This is a genomic window from Candidatus Methylomirabilota bacterium (genome assembly GCA_035315345.1).
Classification (GTDB): Bacteria; Methylomirabilota; Methylomirabilia; order Rokubacteriales; family CSP1-6; genus CAMLFJ01.
In genome coordinates, this window is the sequence record DATFYA010000215.1 from 14,719 (window position 1) to 30,200 (window position 15,482).

Genomic DNA, 15,482 nt, shown 5'->3' on the forward strand with positions numbered 1-15,482 from the left:
TTCTCACAGAGCCTCGCGCGGCGGGCGTGCTAGATTCCCGGCCGGGAGGAGAGACGCATGGCCCCCAATGCCGCCCTGCCGCTCGCGCGCTACACGGTGCTCGACCTCACCCGGGCCCGCGCCGGTCCCACCTGCGTGCGGCAGCTGGTCGACTGGGGCGCGCGGGCCATCAAGATCGAGATGCCGGGGGGCCGCTCGGGCGACGGCATGGGCGGCAACCGTCACGGCTTCGACTTCCAGAACCTCCACCGCGGCAAGCAGGGCATGACGCTCAACCTGCGCGATCCCGAGGGCGTGGCGATCTTCAAGCGTCTCGCGGGCGGCGCCGACGTGGTGGTGGAGAACTATCGCCCCGACGTGAAGCGCCGGCTCGGGATCGACTACGAGAGTTTGCGCGCGATCAACCCGCGGCTCATCTACGGCAGCATCTCCGGCTTCGGGCAGAGCGGGCCCTATCGCGACCGGCCCGGCGTGGATCAGATCGCCCAGGGCATGGGCGGCCTCATGTCCATCACCGGCCTGCCCGGCCAGGGGCCGGTGCGGGTCGGTATTCCCATCGCCGATCTGTGCTCGGGCATCTTGCTGGCCCAGGGCATCCTGGTCGCGCTGATCGAGCGCGAGAGCACCGGGCGCGGCCAGTGGGTGCACACCTCGCTGCTGGAGGCGATGCTGTCGATGCTCGACTTCCAGGCCTCGCGCTGGCTCATGAGCGGCGAGGTGCCGGCGCAGGCCGGCAACAACCATCCCACCGGCATTCCCACCGGCGTGTTCGAGACCCGGGACGGCCACATCAACATCGCGGCCGCGGGCGACGAGCTGTACGAGCGGCTCTGCCGCGCGATCGAGCGCCCGGACCTGCGCACCGACCCTCGCTTCGCCACCGCGAAGGCCCGTTCCGCCAACCGCGACGTGCTGATGGAGACGCTGATGCCGGTGACCCGGCAGAAGGACAGCGCGACGTGGATCCGGCTGCTCAACGAGGCCGGGGTGCCGTGCGGGCCGATCTACCGCGTCGACGAGGCCTTCGCGGATCCGCAGGTCAAGCATCTCGAGATGGCGCAGCCGGTGCACTCGCCGGCGCTCGGCGATCTCACCATCCTCGGCCACCCGGTCTCGCACGGCGAGCGCCGCCTGCCGATCCGCGGACCCGCGCCCGAGCTGGGACAGGACAACGAGGAGATCCTGACCGGGCTCGGCTACACCAAGGACGAGATCGCCGACTTCACGCACCGGGGCGTCATCTAGACCGCCCCGGGCCGATGCACGTCTACGCGAGTCGCCCGGTGCAGGTGGGCGGCCGTCGGTCGGCACGGTCGATCTGGTGGAGAAGGAGCCGATCGAGGGGGAGCTAGTGCGGGACGGCGTCGGCGCGGCGGAGGCTGTAGATGTTGATGGCCTTGCGCTTCTGATGGGTGGTGCGCCAGGGCGGCCACTGGACGTGCAGCACGGTCCGATCGACCGCGAACCCGGTTCTTCGGAACGCGGCGCGGAGCTGGCCGTCGGCCACCCACCCGGGGTCGGCCAGGAGCGCGCGGCCGCCCGCGCGCAGCGTGCGCATGAGGCCGGTACCGATGCCCGGCCACTCCACGTCGTCGTAGACCACGTCGCCGCCCACCACCAGATCGTAGGCGTCGGGCGCGAGCCGGTTTCCGCCGTGATTCCAGTCGCCGCCGATGGTCTGGGCGGGCCCGACGCCGTTGCGGCGGCAGTTGCGCCGCACGACGGCGAGCGCGCCCGCCTCGCGATCGAGGAAGGTCACGTCGGCCCCGAGGCGCCCGCACACGATGCCGACCAGGCCGACCCCGCAGCCGAGATCGAGCACGCGCCGGCCCCGCAAGCCGTCCGGGCCGAACCGCTCGACGATGTGGGCCGACAGGCCGAGGCCGGCCGGCCACACGCGCTGCCAGTAGGAGCGCGTCGAGAGCTTGAGCAGATGCTTCGACGAAGTCTCCTCGATTGAGACGATCCCGACCGCGTCGAGGGCGAACTCGCGTAGCACTAAATCGAAGTCTAGCGCACGTTGATCCGTCCGTCGCGGAGGTTTATGCTCGGCGCGTTCGTTTCGATCCCGGGGCTCGACGGCAGTTTCGCCAAGGAGGCGCGCGATGGCTCTCTCGGTCGGCTTCATCGGGGTGGGGAACATGGGCAATCCCATGGCGGGCAACGTGCTCAAGGCCGGGTTCCCCATGACGGTCTACGACATGAACCCGAAGGCCATGGAGAATCTGGTCCAGGCCGGGGCCAAGCGCGCCGGGTCCGCCCAGGAGGTGGTCGAGGGCTGCCAGGTGGTGCTCACCTCGCTGCCCGCGTCGCCGGACGTCGAGGCGGCCTATCTCCAGCCGGGCGGGCTGGTCGAGCGGGCCCGGCCCGGGACGATCCTGATCGACCTCAGCAGCGTGCTGCCCTCGACGCCGCGGAAGATCGAGCCGGTGGCCCGCCAGCGCGGGGTGCACTTCCTCGAGGCACCGGTGAGCGGCGGCGTGAGCGGGGCGGCCGCGGCGACCCTGGCCATCATGGTCGGCGGCGACGCGGGCGCGCTCAAGCAGGCGGAGCCGGTGCTGCGCGCGATGGGGCCGAACATCTTCCACGTGGGGCCGGTGGGCGCCGGCAACACCGTGAAGGCGATCAACAACATGATGGCGTGCGTCAACAGCGCCACCATGATGGAGGGCTTCCTCCTGGGCGTGAAGGCCGGGCTCGACCCGATGACCATCTACGAGGTGGTCAAGGCCAGCAGCGGCGGCAGCAAGGCGATCGAGCGGATTCCGCGCGCCCTCATCCCGCGCAACTTCGAGCCGGGTTTCAAGGTCGCGCTGATGAACAAGGACCTCGAGACCTTCCACACCATCGCCAAGGAGCTGAACGTCCCGGTGACGTTCTCCAACCTGGCCCAGCACTACCAGCAGGCCGCGCTGGCCGCCGGCCTCGGCGAGCAGGACACGAGCGTGGTGTTCACGATCATCGAACGCCTGGCCGGCATGAAGCCGCCGACCCCGCGGTGAGCGCGATGAAGCTCGGCCTCCACGGTGTCAACCCGGACGCCGGGCGCGCGCTCCGCCTGGCCGCCTGAGACTGCACCCCCGAGCCCGCATCCCAGGAGGTCGCGATGCCCACGCGCCGTCAGCCCGCGAAGCCCGACCGTCCCGCCGGCGGGACCAGGAACCCCTACGGCTATCCCTTCTGGGAGTGGGTGGCGAGGGAGGATCCGGAGTACGTGAAGGCGCGGCAGCCGCTGAGCGCGCTGTCCATCGGCGAGGGCAAGGAGCTGTCGGTGAAGCATCGCGAGATGGTGATCATCGGCATCCTGGCCTTCCGCGGCCGGAAGGAGGGCGTGATCGCCCACATGCGGCGGGCCATCGAGCACGGCGCCACGAAGCGCGAGCTGCTCGAGGCCATCCAGTCCGCCGCGGTGCCGGGCGGCGGCCCCACCTTCAGCACCGGCGCGCAGGCCCTGATGGAGCTGGATCGCGCGGGCGCCTTCGAATAGCGCCGGACCGCGCGCCGGCTAGAGCCCGAGCAGGGACTCCAGGTTGCGCCAGAGGATGCGCTCCTTCTCCTCCTGGCTCAGGCGCGTCAAGCCCCGCACCCACGCGACCGGCGACGGATGCCAGGGCACGAACGGCCAGTCGCTGCCCATCACCACGCGGTCGATGCCGACCTCGTCGATCAGGAAGCGCAGCGTCTGCTCGTTGCCGACCACGGTGTCGTAGTAGAGCCGCCGCTGATACTGGCTCGGGGCCTGGGAAATGCTCCGGCGCTCGGCCGGAGTGTTCTGCCAGGCGCGGTCCAGGCGCCCCATCGCATGGCACGCCGGCCCGCCGCCGTGGGCGATGCAGGCCTTGAGCCCCGGGCACTGCTCGAGGATGCCGCCCAGGATCAGGATCGCCACGACGATGGCGTCCTCGACGATCACGCCCAGGCTGTTGAAGAGCCCGTAGCGGCCCGCCCGCTCCACCATGAAGTTGTGCTGGGGCTGCGGGTGGAAGAAGAGCACCGCCCCCATCGCCTCGGCCGCCCGGAAGAGCGGCCGGAAGCGCGGCTCGTCCCAGTTCTCGCCGTTCACCACCGTGTCCAGCTCGGCGCCCTTGAGCCCGAGCACGGTGACCGCGCGCTCCAGCTCCCCGATGGCGAGCGCGACGTCGGACACCGGCAGGGTCGCCAGCCCGGCGAACCGCTGCGGCCACTGCCGGGTCATCGCCGCGATCTCGTCGTTGACCTCGCGGGCCAGGGCGAGGCCGCGCGGCCCGTCGAGGTGATAGCCGAAGAACGGGGTGTGGATCGAGACGACCTGCACGTCCACGCCCTGGGCGTCCATGTCCTGCAGCCGCTCCTCGGGGGTGAAGCGCACCTTGGGCGAGGTGAACGCGATGCGCCGGCCGCCGCCGACGAACGTGCCCACGCCCTCGCCCGCCTCGTAGCGGTAGCCGTGCCAGTCGCGGCCGGTCTCGGCGGCACGCCAGGCCGACCGGGGAACCAGATGGGCGTGGACGTCGATGGCTCTCATTGACGCGGGCGGCCGGCCAGCGCGGCCATGGTCCACGACCATCCGATCATGATCATGTCGACGCCCACGAACGTGCCGATCAGCCAGATCGCGGCCCCGGGCAGCTGCCGCCAGATGAAGATGCCGAGCAGGAGGGTGACCGCACCGCTCAGCAGGATCCAGCCCCGGTGCGGGACCGACATCACCAGCGCGGCTCCGATACGGAAGAGGCCGCCGATCAGGAAGAACATGGCCATGAGCAGCGTGAGCACCACCGCGCCCGCGGCCGGGTTCATCACCAGCAGGAAGCCGGCCGTCCCCGACAATACCCCGTTCGCCACGTGCAGGATGGTACCCGCCCAGCGCGCGTTCTTGAAGGCGTACACCGTCTCCGTGCCCCCGGTGACCAGCAGGAGCCATCCGAAGGCGAGCACCGACACGAGCGTGGTCACGAAGGAGACCGCGAGGGCCAGGGTGCCGAACGCGATGAGGACGATGCCGAGGGTCAATAGGGGTGTCCATCGGGTCGGCAGCTGTCCCGGCTCGATGATGTGGGTCGCCATGATCACCTCCCCCGGAGGGCCCCGGGGCCGACCGAGATCTCGAAGTGGACGTCAGCGCGTGGCACGCCCGCCCATACTAGGGGCCCGGCGCCCGCGCGCCATCGGACCTTGGTCGTACCCCGGCGCCGTCCTCGGCGCGCTCTTGACTGTGAGTACACTGTAAATATACAGTGTCCATCCATGAGCATCAGACGCCGTGCCGAACCGGAGGAGGCTCCCATGCGCCCGACCCTGGCGAAGCGACGGACCGAGAAGATCCCCGCGGGCTATCACCGATCCTGGTTTCCGCTGGCGCTGGCGCGCGAGATCCCGGCCGGGCAGGCGATCGGACGGGACGTGCTCGGCACGCGGGTCGTCTGCTACCGGGATGCCTCGGGCCGCGCGGTGGTCCAGGGCGCCTACTGCCCGCACCTGGGCGCCGATCTCTCGGTGGGGCAGGTGATCGATGGGCAGATCCGCTGCGCCTACCACCACTGGCGGTTCGACTGCGCGGGCCGCTGCGTCGACATCCCGGCCGGCGATCGCATCCCGCCGGCGGCGCGGATCGCCACGTATCCGAGCATCGAGGCGTGGGGCCTGATCTGGATCTTCAACGGCGAATCGCCGACGTTCGAGCCGCCGCGCATCCCCGGCGCCGACGAGGGCGATCTGGTCGTCGAGACGCACTTCCGCGGCGTGCGCGACACCGAGCCCTGGGTGGGCACCTCCAACGGCGTCGACTTCCAGCACCTGCGCACGCTCCACGGCCTGCCCGCGGTGGACCCGGACGCGGTGCGGGTGGGCGAGCACTCCATCGACTACCGGATCGCGTCGGAGGCCTTCGTGCAGGAGGGGCTCATCACCGGCGTGAACACGTTCTCGCAGCACCTGGCCTTCGGCGACGAGGACATGTTCATGCTGTTCAGCGGCGCGCCGATCACCCACGGTCGCTCCATGGGGTTCTACGCCTACGGCGTGCGGGACGGCGGCCGGGGCCGCGACGCGGTGGCCGAGCAGCTCGAGTCGGTGGGCCGGCTGGTGCGCCAGCTCCTCGCGGAGGACGCGCCGGTGCTCGACACCATCCGCTTCCGCCCGGGTGTGCTGGTCGCCTCCGACCGGCACCTGGCGCGCTTCTTCCAGTACGTGCGCCGGTTCCCGCGCGCGCACCCGCCGGCCTGACCGTGCCGCGCAACCTCTCGAAGGCCGACGTCGAGGCGTTCCGGGCGCGGCTCTGCGCGGTGGCCCAGAAGCGCTTCGCCCGGCAGGGCGTCGACGGGGTCAGCATGCGTCAGCTCGCCGACGAGCTGGGCTGCAGCCCGATGACCCCGTACCGTTACTTCCGCGACAAGGAGGAGATCCTCGCCGCGGTGCGGGCCGCCGCCTTCGACCGCTTCGCGCAGGCGCTGGAAGAGGCGGCGCGGCAGACGCGCGGCGACCTGCGCGCGGGCGGTCAGGCGATGGGCGAGGCCTACATCCGCTTCGCCCTCGGCGATCCCGAGGGGTACCGGCTGATGTTCGACCTGGCGCAGCCGCACCCCGACCGCTACCCGGATCTGGTCCGCGCGAGCAATCGGGCGCGCGGCATGATGAGCGCGGCGCTGGAGGGCCTGGTGAAGGCCGGCGTCTTCACCGGCGATCCCCAGCTCATGGGCTACGTCTTCTGGGCCACCATGCACGGCCTGGTCGTCCTGCACCTGGCCGGCAAGCTGCCCGACAAGCCCGACTTCCGCGCGATCCAGCGCGAGGCGATGCGCCTGCTGGTGGCCGGCGCGCGATCGGGCGCGGTCGCGCCCGGCCCGCGTTCGGCGCGACGGAGGAAGACGTCGTGACCATCGTGCGGCGTGCGGCCGCCTCGGCCACCGCCTTCGCCGCAGGGAGCCGCCGGTACTTTAGCGCCGTGCCGTGAGCGCCGCGCGCAGGCGCGGGGCGGTGAGCGGCATGTCCACGTGCGTGATACCGAGGGGCGCCAGCGCGTCCACCGCCGCGTTGACCATCGCGGGCGGCATCGCGATGCAGCCGGCCTCGCCCAGGCCCTTGGCCCCGAGGGGATTGCGGGGCGAGGGCGTGTGCATCTTCTCGATCAGCACCGCCGGCATGTCCTCCGCGCGCGGGATCGCGTAGTCCATCAGGGTGCTGGTCAGGCACTGCCCGTCCGCGTCGTAGACGATGGCCTCCATCAGGGCCTGGCCGAGCCCCTGCGCCAGCGAGCCGTGCAGCTGCCCCTCGGCCAGCAGCGGATTGATGATGGTGCCCGCGTCGTCCACCCACACGAGCCGCTCGATGACGAGGCGGCCGGTCTCCGGATCCACCGCGACCGCGCAGACCACCGTGCCGAAGCTCCAGCACTCCGCCTCGGCCTGGAAGTAGGTGGTGGCCTCGAGCCCGGGCGTGTCGCCCGCGGGCAGCGCCTGGCCGCCCGCGTAGGCCGCCCCCGCGACCTCCCTCCACGTGACGCGCTTGGCGGGCACGCCGGCGACGTGGAAGCCGCCGCGGGCCGCGACGACGTCCTCGACCGCGGCCTCCAGCAGCCGGGCCGCGATGCGCCGGCCCTTGTCGCGCACCTCCACCGACACCCGCGCCAGCGCGCCGCCACCCAGGGCCACGCTGCGGCTGCCGAAGGTGCCGAAGCCCTCCGGCCCCGAGCGGGTATCGCCGTGGAGCACGGTGACGTCGTCGGGGGTGAGGCCGAGGTGGTCGGCCACCACCTGGGCGAACGTGGTCTCGTGCCCCTGACCGTGGGCGCTCGAGCCGGTGATCGCGGTGACCTTGCCGGAGCGCTCGACGCGGATCGCGCCGCTCTCCCAGCCCAGCGCGCACGGCTCCACGTAGGACGCGAGCCCGACGCCGACGATCTCGCCACGGGCCCGCCGCTCGGCCTGCTGCCGCCGGAGGCCGTCGTAGTCGGCCGCCTTCAGGGCACGCTCCAGCGCCTGCGGATAATCTCCGGAGTCGTAGACCTGGCCGGTGATGGTCCGGAACGGGAAGCGATCGGCCGCGATGAAATTGCGCCGGCGCAGGTCGGCCGGGTCCAGCCCGAGCGCGCGCGCCGCGGTGTCCATCAGCCGCTCGATGAAGAAGCAGGCCTCGGGGCGCCCGGCGCCGCGGTAGGCCGCCACCGGCGCGGTCGTGGTCACCGCGCCGGACACCGTGATGTCGCACGACGGGATCACGTAGGCGCCGGGCAGCAGCCGGGCGTGGTTCCAGGGCGAACCGGCGGCCGCGTTCATGAGCGAGGCGCCGAGCGGCGAGGCGATGGTCGCGCGCAGGCCGGTGATGCGCCCGTCGGCGTCCAGCGCCAGCGCGCCCTCGCACAGAGAGCCGCGCGCCTGGTTGGTGGTGAGCTGGTCCTCGCGGCGCAGCGCGACCCACTTGACCGGACGCCCGAGCTGCCGGGCGAGCCAGGCGAGCAGCACGTCCTCGCGGTAGGGCCCGGTCTTCACCCCGAAGCCGCCGCCCACGTCCGGAGCGATCACCCGCACCCGGCTCTCGGGCAGGTCGAGCAGGCGCGCCACCTCGGCCCGGATGCGGAACGGGGCCTGGCAGGAGACCCACATCGACAGCTCCTCGGCGAAGCGATCCCAGCTGGCCAGCACCGCGCGCGGCTCCATCGCCACCGCCGACACGCGTGCCTGAGCCACGTCGAGCGTCACCACGTGCGCGGCCGCGCGGAAGGCGGCGGCCGCGTCGCCCTCGCGGAGCGCGCGGGTCAGCGCCCGGTTGCCCGCGACCTCCGGGAAGAGCTGCGGGGCGCCGGCGGCGAGGGACGGTCCGGGCTCGGACAGGGCCGGCAGCGGCTCGTAGTCGACCTCGATCAGGTCGAGGGCGTCGTGGGCGCGATAGGCATCGTCGGCCACCACCGCGGCGACCGGCACGCCGGTCGAGTGCACGTGGGTGTCGGCCACGATCGGATGCGGCGGCACGCGCATGTCCGGCATCAGACGGTTCACCGGCATGGGCCCGAGGGTGGCCACGTCCTTGCCGGTCACCACCAGCCGCACGCCCGGAGCGCGGCGCGCGGCCTCGACGTCGAGGCGGGTGATGCGGGCGTGGGCGTGCGCGGAGCGCAGCAGCGCCACGTGCAGGCAGCCCGGCGGGGTCATGTCGTCCACGTACGCGCCGGCGCCGATCAGCAGCCGGTGGTCTTCTCGTCGCTTGAGGGGGCGCCCGATCCAGCCGTCGCCGTGCCCGTCGCTCGCCGCGCGGTCGGTCATCGTGTCTACCGGGGCAGGAATCGGGAGACCGCCGAGACGAAGGCCTCCGGCTGCTCGTAGGGCAGCATGTGCGCGGCGTCGGGAATCATCTCGACGGTGGCGCCCGGGATGAGCCGGCCCCACTGGCGGGCGTACGCGGGAACGATCAGTCGATCGGCGTCGCCCCAGAGCACCAGCGTGGGCGCGGCGACGCGGTACAGCCGCTTGGAGACCCGCCGGTTCGGGATCGGGAACAGGATCTTGCCCGCCATGGCGAGCCGCCGCTGCTGGCCCAGGTAGAACGCCTTGAACGCCTCCATGTCCGAGAAGTCCACGCCGCCGGTGAGCAGGGTCTGCCCTTGCGCGGGGTCCTGGAACAGCAGCTCGACGAGCTCTCCGGGCAGCAGCGCGAAGATGTCCGGGATCGGGTGCTCCTCGAGCCAGAGCCCCGCGGCGGCCACCAGGACGAGCCGGTCCACGTCGCGCGGCGCGACCGCGGCCATCTCCGCCGCGATCATCCCGCCCATCGAATGGCCGATCAGATGCGGGCGGGTGAGACCGAGCGCCGAGACGACGTCCCAGCCGTGCAGCGTGAAGTCGAGCATGTCCTCCAGCAATTCCTCGCCGGTGGACTCGCCGTAGCCGGGCAGCTCGGGTGCGAAGACGTGGTAGCGCGCGGCGAGCCGATCGAGGAACGGGTTGTCGGCGAGGAGGCCGCCCGCGCCGTGGAGGAAGACGACCGGCGGCCCGCTGCCCGCCTCCAGCACGCGGCAGCGCGCGCCGCGACGAGTCTCGATGGTCAGCGCTTTCATGCCGTGGACTCTGTCGCGCGCGGGATCACCGCCACTCCTGACCGGGCTTCTCGGCGCCGGGCCTCGTCTCCTCGGGGTGGAGGCGCTCGTCCATGGGATGGATCCACCAGCGCGTGTCGTCCTTCCAGTCCGACCACAGGTGGCGCAGCTGGGGCATGACCTTCTCGGCGAAGAGCTTGGTGGAGTGGCGCGTCTTCCAGTCCGGCATGTTGCCGGTGTGGAGCAGGCAGAAGAGATGGCCGATGCGCAGGCCGGTGATGCACTCCTCGAGCTGCTGGCGCACCGTCTCCGGGCTGCCCGCGATGATGAAGCGCTCGTCCACGAGCTGCTTCCAGGTGAGGCCCTGCATGATCCGCTGCGCCTCCATCCGCAGCTGGGAGAGCGCGCCGTACTTGATGGTGTTCACGGTGCGGTAGCCGGGCGGATCCGCGAAGGGCGGGAAAACGTGGAGGCACCGGTTGAAGAAGTAGAGGCAGTGCTCCGCGTAGAGCTCCTCGGCCTCCGCGTCGGAGTCGGCCACGCAGATGATCTGGGCGAAGGCGGCGCGATAGGGCGAGTCGTCCTTGCCGCGCTTGGCCACGCGGTCCCAGTAGCCCTCGAGCAGGGACTTGCCGCGCAGGTAGCCGTAGAAGGACAGGTACGAGTAGTTGTAGTCGTGGTCGAGGCAGAAATCCCACGTCTCGATCGACCCACCGCCCGGGATGTAGATCGGCGGGTGCGGCTTCTGGATCGGCTTGGGCCAGCAGTTCACCCAGCGCAGCTGGTTGTACTTGCCGTCGAAGGCGAAGGGCTCGTCCTCGGCCCACGCCTTCATGATCATGTCGTGGGCCTCCTGGTACTTGTCGCGGGTCAGCGCGGGAATCTGGCCGTAGCAGAAGTTGGTGTCCATCGGGGTGCCGACCGGGAAGCCGGCCACCAGGCGCCCGCCCGAGATCACGTCGAGCATGGCGAACTCCTCGGCGACCCGGATGGGCGGGTTGTAGCCCGCGATGGAGTTGCCGATCACGCAGATCGCCGCGCGCGAGGTCCGGCGAGCCAGGCCGGCCGCGATCAGGTTGGGCGAGGGCATGAGCCCGTAACCGTTCTGGTGGTGCTCGTTGCAGCCGATGCCGTCGAAGCCCAGGCTCTCCGCGTACTCCAGCTGGTCCATGTACTGGTGGTAGACGTAGTGGCCCTTCCGGGGGTCGTAGAGCGTGTTCGGGATGTCGACCCACACCGAGCGGTGCTTCTCCCGGAAATCGTCGGGCAGGTACGGCCACGGCATCAGATTGAACCAGGTGAATTTCATCGGCTCCTCCCACGGGTCCGGCTGATCGTGCCGGGAGAGTATATCAATGGAGCGGACCGCGGGCGCGGGCGGAGCGTCAGGCGGTGACCGGGCGGGACCGTCGCCACATCGCGGCGCGCCACCGCACCCCGATGAGCAGCGTGAACAGCAGGCCCACCGCCGCGGACAGGGTGATCGTCGCCGGGTAGCCGATGCGCCCGATCAGCGCGCCCGAGACCATGAGCCCGATGGGCAGCCCGTAGACCGCGAGCGCGCGCACGCCCATCACGCGGCCGCGGAAGCGCTGACCCGCCGCGGCGAGCAGCACGCCGGTCATCGAGATCATCGCCACGTTCTGGACGAACCCGGCCGCGAGCAGCGTGAGGAGGCCCGGGCCCATGCTCGCCAGGTGGCCGAAGCCCAGCAGCAGCGCGTACCAGACCGCGGTATAGACGAGCGTGGCGCGCTCGGGATGGCGCGACCCGCCCGTCACCACCACGCCGATCGAGGCGAGCAGGCCGCCGAAGGAGAAGGCGGCCACCAGCCAGCCGAGGCCGGTGGCGTCCACGTGGTAGATCCGCTGCGCGACGTAGGGCAGCAGCCCGCCCGACACCGGGTACGCGGTCAGGTTGATGAGGAACGCGAGCCACATCGGCGCGAGCAGCCGCGGCGTCTCCCGCACGTGGGCGAGCCCGTCCTTCAGATCGCGCCACCGCGACGCTCCCTGCCGGTCACCCGCGAGGGGGAGAGGGTAGGGTGAGGGGGCGGCCGGATCCGGCACGGGCCGCGCCCGCGCGATCCTGAATGTCAGCGTCAAGCTCGCCGCGTAGAAGGCGGTGACGAACAGGTAGCTGTAGCCGATGCCCAGCGCGGTGGAGAGCCCGGCGCCCGCGAGCGCGCCGCCCACCCGCGCCGAGTCCATGGTGGCCCGCGACATGCCGAGCGCGCCGACCAGATGCGCGGGCGGGATCGTCTCCCCGATGAGGGCGTTGCGCATCACGAGGTCGTTGGGCCGGAAGATGCCGTTCAGCGTCGCGGCCACGAACACCCAGGCCGGCGACAGCGCGCCGGTCAGGGCCAGGAGCATCACCAGCGCCGCGAGGGACAGGTACACCGCGCGCATGAAGCAGAGCATGAGGCGGCCGCCGACCCGGTCGCCCAGCACGCCGAACATCGGCGCGGCCAGCGTGCCGAGGAACTGGAGCGAGCCGAAGGCGGTGAGCAGCAGGACCGAGCCGGTCTGGACCATCACGTACCAGCCGAGGATGATGGTCTCCATCTCGAAAGCCCACGAGGTCAAGAGATCCGCGGGCCACTGATAGCGGAAGCTCTTGACGTGGAACGCGGCGAGGATCACCCGGCGACGCGGCCCGCGACGTCGCGGGCCCAGCGGCGCATGAACGCGCCCGGGTCCGGCACGAATCCGGTGATCATGAACTGCCGCGCGCCCGCGTCCATCGCGCGGCGGATCTGGGCCACGCAGTCATCCGGCGTGCCCGCGATGGCGAAGCGGTCCACCAGGAACTCGGTGAGCCCCCAGCGGTCGGGCAGGCTCGCGTTGCCCGCGCCGGGGATCTCGTGGTGGTGCGCGTTGTACTCGCGCTGCAGCGCGCGGATCTTCTCGTGCAGATCGACCGGCACGCCCTTGCCCTCCAGCGTGAAGCGGAACGCGTGATTGGCGCTGGCCGCCAGCGCCATCGTGATCGGCGCGATCGCCTCGTCGCGGCGGTCGGCGAGGCTGGTCTTGGCGAACCACCAGACGTCGACGTCGTCGAGGGTGCGGCCGGCCGCGCGGGCGCCGCGCTCGATGGCGGCCAGCGAGAGCCGGATCACCTCGGGGGTGAGCCCGAGGCCGACGATGACGCCGTCGGCGAGGCGGCCGGCCAGCTCGAGGGTGCGCGGCCCCTCCGCGGCGAGGTAGAGGGGCATGCGTCGGGTCGAGCGGTGGACGCGCCAGGTGCGGCCCTCGCGCTCGATCGGCTCGCCGCGGGTGAGCCGGCCGAGCGTGACGATGGCCTCCTCGAGCCCGGCCAGCGTGGCCGGCGGCGCGCCGATGGTGTAGATCGCGCTGTCTCCCGAGCCGAGGCCGAGCACCGCGCGTCCGCCCGACACCTCGTCCACGCTGGCGATCGCGCTCGCGGTGACGACCAGGTGCCGGGTGAGGGGGTTGGTGACGAGCGGGCCGACGCGCATCCGCTTCGTATGCAGCGCCGCGAGGGTGAGCGCGACGTACAGCTCGCGGAAGACCGACTGCGAGTCGGCCACCCCGAGCCAGTCGAAGCCCTCGGCTTCCGCCTCGCGGCAGAGATCGCCGAAGCCGCCGAGCGACTCGGGCAGGAACACGATGCCGAACCGCGGGCGAGCGGGCGCCATGACCGTCACACCCTAGCACCGGCGGCCGCTTGACGTCTCCGGAATCGGGGCGCAGACTTCCCGGGAGCCGGACCATCCTCGCGCGACATCGAAGGAGACCAGCGATGATCTACGAATTTCGTACTTACGCGCTCAAGCCCCGCAGCCTCGCCGAGGTGGAGAAGCGATTCGGGGAGGCGTACGAGTACCGGAAGAAGTACTCGCCGCTCACCGCCTTCTGGCACACCGAGATCGGTCCGTTGAACGAGATCATCCACGTGTGGGGCTACCGCGACCTGGCCGAGCGCGCCCGCGTCCGGGCCGAGGCGGCCAAGGAGTCGAACTGGCCGCCCAAGATCCGCGACTTCGTCGTGGACCAGCAGGTGGAGGTGCTCACGCCGTTTGCCTTCGTGCCCGAGATCACCCCGGGCACCATGGGTCCCATCTTCGAGATCCGCCGCTACAGCCTGACTCCCGGCTCGCTGCCCGGCGTGATGAAGCGCTGGGAGGGCGCGATCGGGGAGCGCGTCAAGCTCTCGCCCCTGGTGCTGGCCGGCGGGATGGAGTTCGGCGGCGCGAACCGCTTCGTCCACATCTGGGCCTACAAGAGCATGGACCAGCGGCTGCAGGTGCGGGAGCAGGCGCGCAAGGCCGGGGTCTGGCCCCCGCCGGGCGGCGGCGACGAGCTGCTGGCGCAGGAGACCAAGATCGTCATGCCCTCGGCCTTCTCGCCGCTGCAGTAGCGGAGCGCGCGCCCATGCCGCCGACCAAGCTGGCGCACGTGGTGTTCCAGACCAACCGCAAGCAGGCGATGCAGGACTGGTACTGCGCGGTGCTGGGCGGCCGCGTGGTCTACGAGAACGCGCAGCTCGGCTTCGTGACGTACGACGACGAGCACCATCGCGTCGCGTTCATCGACTTCGGGCCCCTCGCCCCGCGGTCGACCGGCGGTGAGCTGATGGTGCGCGACACCGATCAGCCGGGCCTCCACCACGTGGCCTTCACCTTCGGCTCGATGGGCGAGCTGCTGGACACCTACACGCGCCTGAAGACGGATGGCGTGCGCCCGTTCCTGGCCATCAACCACGGGCCGACCACCTCCATGTATTACGCCGACCCCGACGGCAACCGGGTCGAGCTGCAGATCGACAACTTCGCGACCGTCGAGGAGGGCGAGGCCTGGATGCACTCGCCCGCGTTCGATCGCAACCCGATCGGCGTGGAGTTCGATCCCGACGAGCTGGTGCGGAAGTTCGAGGCCGGCGTGCCGGTGGCCGAGCTGGTCGTCCGTGACGGCTGAGCCGCTGCCGCCGTCCGCGGTGGCCGCGCTGCTCGGCGCCGCCGCCACCATGATCCACGCCGAGATGGGAGCGCTCGCCCCGGACGCCCTCGAGTTCCATCCCGCCCCCGGGGAGTGGTGCGCGAAGGAGGTGCTCGGCCACCTCATCGAGTGCGAGCGGCGCGGCTTCTCCGGCCGCATCGCCGTCATCCTGGCCGGTGACACGCCCGCGCTCGAGGGGTGGGACCAGGAGGCGGTGGCGCGCGCCCGCCACGATTGCCGCCGCGACTGGTCGGCGCTCTACCGCGAGTTCCGCGACCTGCGCGACGCGAGCGTGACGCAGGTGGCGGGGCTCGCGCCTGCCGAGCTCGGGCGCGGCGGCGCGCACCCGAAGGTCGGGCTCCTCCGCGTGTCCGATCTGCTCCACGAGTGGGTGCACCACGATCGCAACCACATCCGCCAGATGCTGGCCAACGTGCAGGCCTACGCGTGGCCCCACATGGGCAACGCGCAGCGCTTCTCGCTCCCCTGACCCCGCACCCCCGTCATCCGAGGAC

Annotated in this window: 16 protein-coding genes; 8 read left to right on the forward strand and 8 right to left on the reverse strand. The window is 71.5% G+C overall.

All coding sequences use genetic code 11. The features are described from left to right. The first annotated feature begins 57 nt into the window (after positions 1-57). Positions 58-1,245 (forward strand): CoA transferase, encoded by a 1,188-nt coding sequence (locus VKN16_27750; GenBank protein ID HME98016.1) that lies wholly within the window; start codon positions 58-60, stop codon positions 1,243-1,245. Positions 1,246-1,348: 103 nt separating this feature from the next. On the opposite strand, the gene VKN16_27755 is transcribed toward VKN16_27750, so the two are convergent. Beyond that, entirely contained in the window at positions 1,349-1,999 is a 651-nt protein-coding gene (locus VKN16_27755) for a methyltransferase (protein HME98017.1), read from the reverse strand. Between the two features lie 106 nt (positions 2,000-2,105). Between VKN16_27755 and VKN16_27760 the strand changes: the two genes are divergently transcribed. Both VKN16_27760 and VKN16_27765 read left to right on the forward strand, forming a co-directional pair. Continuing rightward, positions 2,106-3,002 (forward strand): NAD(P)-dependent oxidoreductase, encoded by an 897-nt coding sequence (locus tag VKN16_27760; protein HME98018.1) that lies wholly within the window; start codon positions 2,106-2,108, stop codon positions 3,000-3,002. Positions 3,003-3,106: 104 nt separating this feature from the next. After that, positions 3,107-3,487, forward strand: coding sequence for a carboxymuconolactone decarboxylase family protein (locus VKN16_27765; protein HME98019.1), 381 nt, complete (start codon positions 3,107-3,109; stop codon positions 3,485-3,487). A gap of 18 nt (positions 3,488-3,505) precedes the next feature. Here VKN16_27765 and VKN16_27770 read toward each other — a convergent pair whose 3' ends face one another. Next, entirely contained in the window at positions 3,506-4,504 is a 999-nt protein-coding gene (locus VKN16_27770; GenBank protein ID HME98020.1) for an amidohydrolase family protein, read from the reverse strand. Further along, a complete protein-coding gene (locus VKN16_27775) occupies positions 4,501-5,046 on the reverse strand; it encodes an HdeD family acid-resistance protein (protein ID HME98021.1) in 546 nt (181 codons plus the stop codon). The genes VKN16_27770 and VKN16_27775 overlap by 4 nt, the downstream gene beginning before the upstream one ends. 219 nt (positions 5,047-5,265) lie before the next feature. Here VKN16_27775 and VKN16_27780 point away from each other — a divergent pair, with 219 nt between their 5' ends. Beyond that, positions 5,266-6,204 carry a Rieske 2Fe-2S domain-containing protein gene (locus VKN16_27780; GenBank protein ID HME98022.1) on the forward strand — a complete coding sequence of 313 codons (939 nt, stop codon included), beginning with the start codon at positions 5,266-5,268 and terminating at the stop codon, positions 6,202-6,204. A gap of 2 nt (positions 6,205-6,206) precedes the next feature. After that, positions 6,207-6,854 carry a TetR/AcrR family transcriptional regulator gene (locus VKN16_27785; protein ID HME98023.1) on the forward strand — a complete coding sequence of 216 codons (648 nt, stop codon included), beginning with the start codon at positions 6,207-6,209 and terminating at the stop codon, positions 6,852-6,854. A 60-nt stretch (positions 6,855-6,914) separates the two neighbouring features. Here VKN16_27785 and VKN16_27790 read toward each other — a convergent pair whose 3' ends face one another. From VKN16_27790 to VKN16_27810, 5 genes are all read right to left on the reverse strand, one after another. Beyond that, entirely contained in the window at positions 6,915-9,236 is a 2,322-nt protein-coding gene (locus tag VKN16_27790) for a xanthine dehydrogenase family protein molybdopterin-binding subunit (protein HME98024.1), read from the reverse strand. A 5-nt stretch (positions 9,237-9,241) separates the two neighbouring features. Continuing rightward, positions 9,242-10,027, reverse strand: coding sequence for an alpha/beta fold hydrolase (locus VKN16_27795; protein HME98025.1), 786 nt, complete (start codon positions 10,025-10,027; stop codon positions 9,242-9,244). 25 nt (positions 10,028-10,052) lie between these two features. Then, entirely contained in the window at positions 10,053-11,315 is a 1,263-nt protein-coding gene (locus VKN16_27800) for an LLM class flavin-dependent oxidoreductase (protein HME98026.1), read from the reverse strand. Between the two features lie 76 nt (positions 11,316-11,391). After that, positions 11,392-12,651: an MFS transporter gene (locus VKN16_27805; protein ID HME98027.1), complete on the reverse strand. Its 1,260-nt coding sequence runs from the start codon at positions 12,649-12,651 to the stop codon at positions 11,392-11,394. After that, positions 12,648-13,667 carry an LLM class flavin-dependent oxidoreductase gene (locus VKN16_27810; GenBank protein HME98028.1) on the reverse strand — a complete coding sequence of 340 codons (1,020 nt, stop codon included), beginning with the start codon at positions 13,665-13,667 and terminating at the stop codon, positions 12,648-12,650. The genes VKN16_27805 and VKN16_27810 overlap by 4 nt, the downstream gene beginning before the upstream one ends. A gap of 104 nt (positions 13,668-13,771) precedes the next feature. On the opposite strand from VKN16_27810, the gene VKN16_27815 reads away from it, so the two are divergent. The 3 genes from VKN16_27815 to VKN16_27825 are packed head-to-tail and all read left to right on the forward strand — an operon-like array spanning position 13,772 to position 15,457. Then, on the forward strand, positions 13,772-14,389 hold the full coding sequence (locus VKN16_27815; protein ID HME98029.1) for an NIPSNAP family protein: 618 nt from the start codon (positions 13,772-13,774) through the stop codon (positions 14,387-14,389). A 14-nt stretch (positions 14,390-14,403) separates the two neighbouring features. Further along, a complete protein-coding gene (locus VKN16_27820) occupies positions 14,404-14,946 on the forward strand; it encodes a VOC family protein (GenBank protein ID HME98030.1) in 543 nt (180 codons plus the stop codon). Beyond that, positions 14,936-15,457, forward strand: a complete 522-nt coding sequence (locus VKN16_27825; GenBank protein ID HME98031.1) for a DinB family protein — start codon at positions 14,936-14,938, stop codon at positions 15,455-15,457. The genes VKN16_27820 and VKN16_27825 overlap by 11 nt, the downstream gene beginning before the upstream one ends. The last annotated feature ends 25 nt before the right edge of the window (positions 15,458-15,482 follow it).

Coding starts and splice junctions, on each gene's coding strand:
- VKN16_27750 (HME98016.1), top strand. CDS start 58: ATGGCCCCCAATGCCGCCCTGCCGCTCGCGCGCTACACGGTGCTCGAC.
- VKN16_27760 (HME98018.1), top strand. CDS start 2,106: ATGGCTCTCTCGGTCGGCTTCATCGGGGTGGGGAACATGGGCAATCCC.
- VKN16_27765 (HME98019.1), top strand. CDS start 3,107: ATGCCCACGCGCCGTCAGCCCGCGAAGCCCGACCGTCCCGCCGGCGGG.
- VKN16_27770 (HME98020.1), bottom strand. CDS start 4,504: ATGAGAGCCATCGACGTCCACGCCCATCTGGTTCCCCGGTCGGCCTGG.
- VKN16_27775 (HME98021.1), bottom strand. CDS start 5,046: ATGGCGACCCACATCATCGAGCCGGGACAGCTGCCGACCCGATGGACA.
- VKN16_27780 (HME98022.1), top strand. CDS start 5,266: ATGCGCCCGACCCTGGCGAAGCGACGGACCGAGAAGATCCCCGCGGGC.
- VKN16_27790 (HME98024.1), bottom strand. CDS start 9,236: ATGACCGACCGCGCGGCGAGCGACGGGCACGGCGACGGCTGGATCGGG.
- VKN16_27795 (HME98025.1), bottom strand. CDS start 10,027: ATGAAAGCGCTGACCATCGAGACTCGTCGCGGCGCGCGCTGCCGCGTG.
- VKN16_27800 (HME98026.1), bottom strand. CDS start 11,315: ATGAAATTCACCTGGTTCAATCTGATGCCGTGGCCGTACCTGCCCGAC.
- VKN16_27810 (HME98028.1), bottom strand. CDS start 13,667: ATGGCGCCCGCTCGCCCGCGGTTCGGCATCGTGTTCCTGCCCGAGTCG.
- VKN16_27815 (HME98029.1), top strand. CDS start 13,772: ATGATCTACGAATTTCGTACTTACGCGCTCAAGCCCCGCAGCCTCGCC.
- VKN16_27820 (HME98030.1), top strand. CDS start 14,404: ATGCCGCCGACCAAGCTGGCGCACGTGGTGTTCCAGACCAACCGCAAG.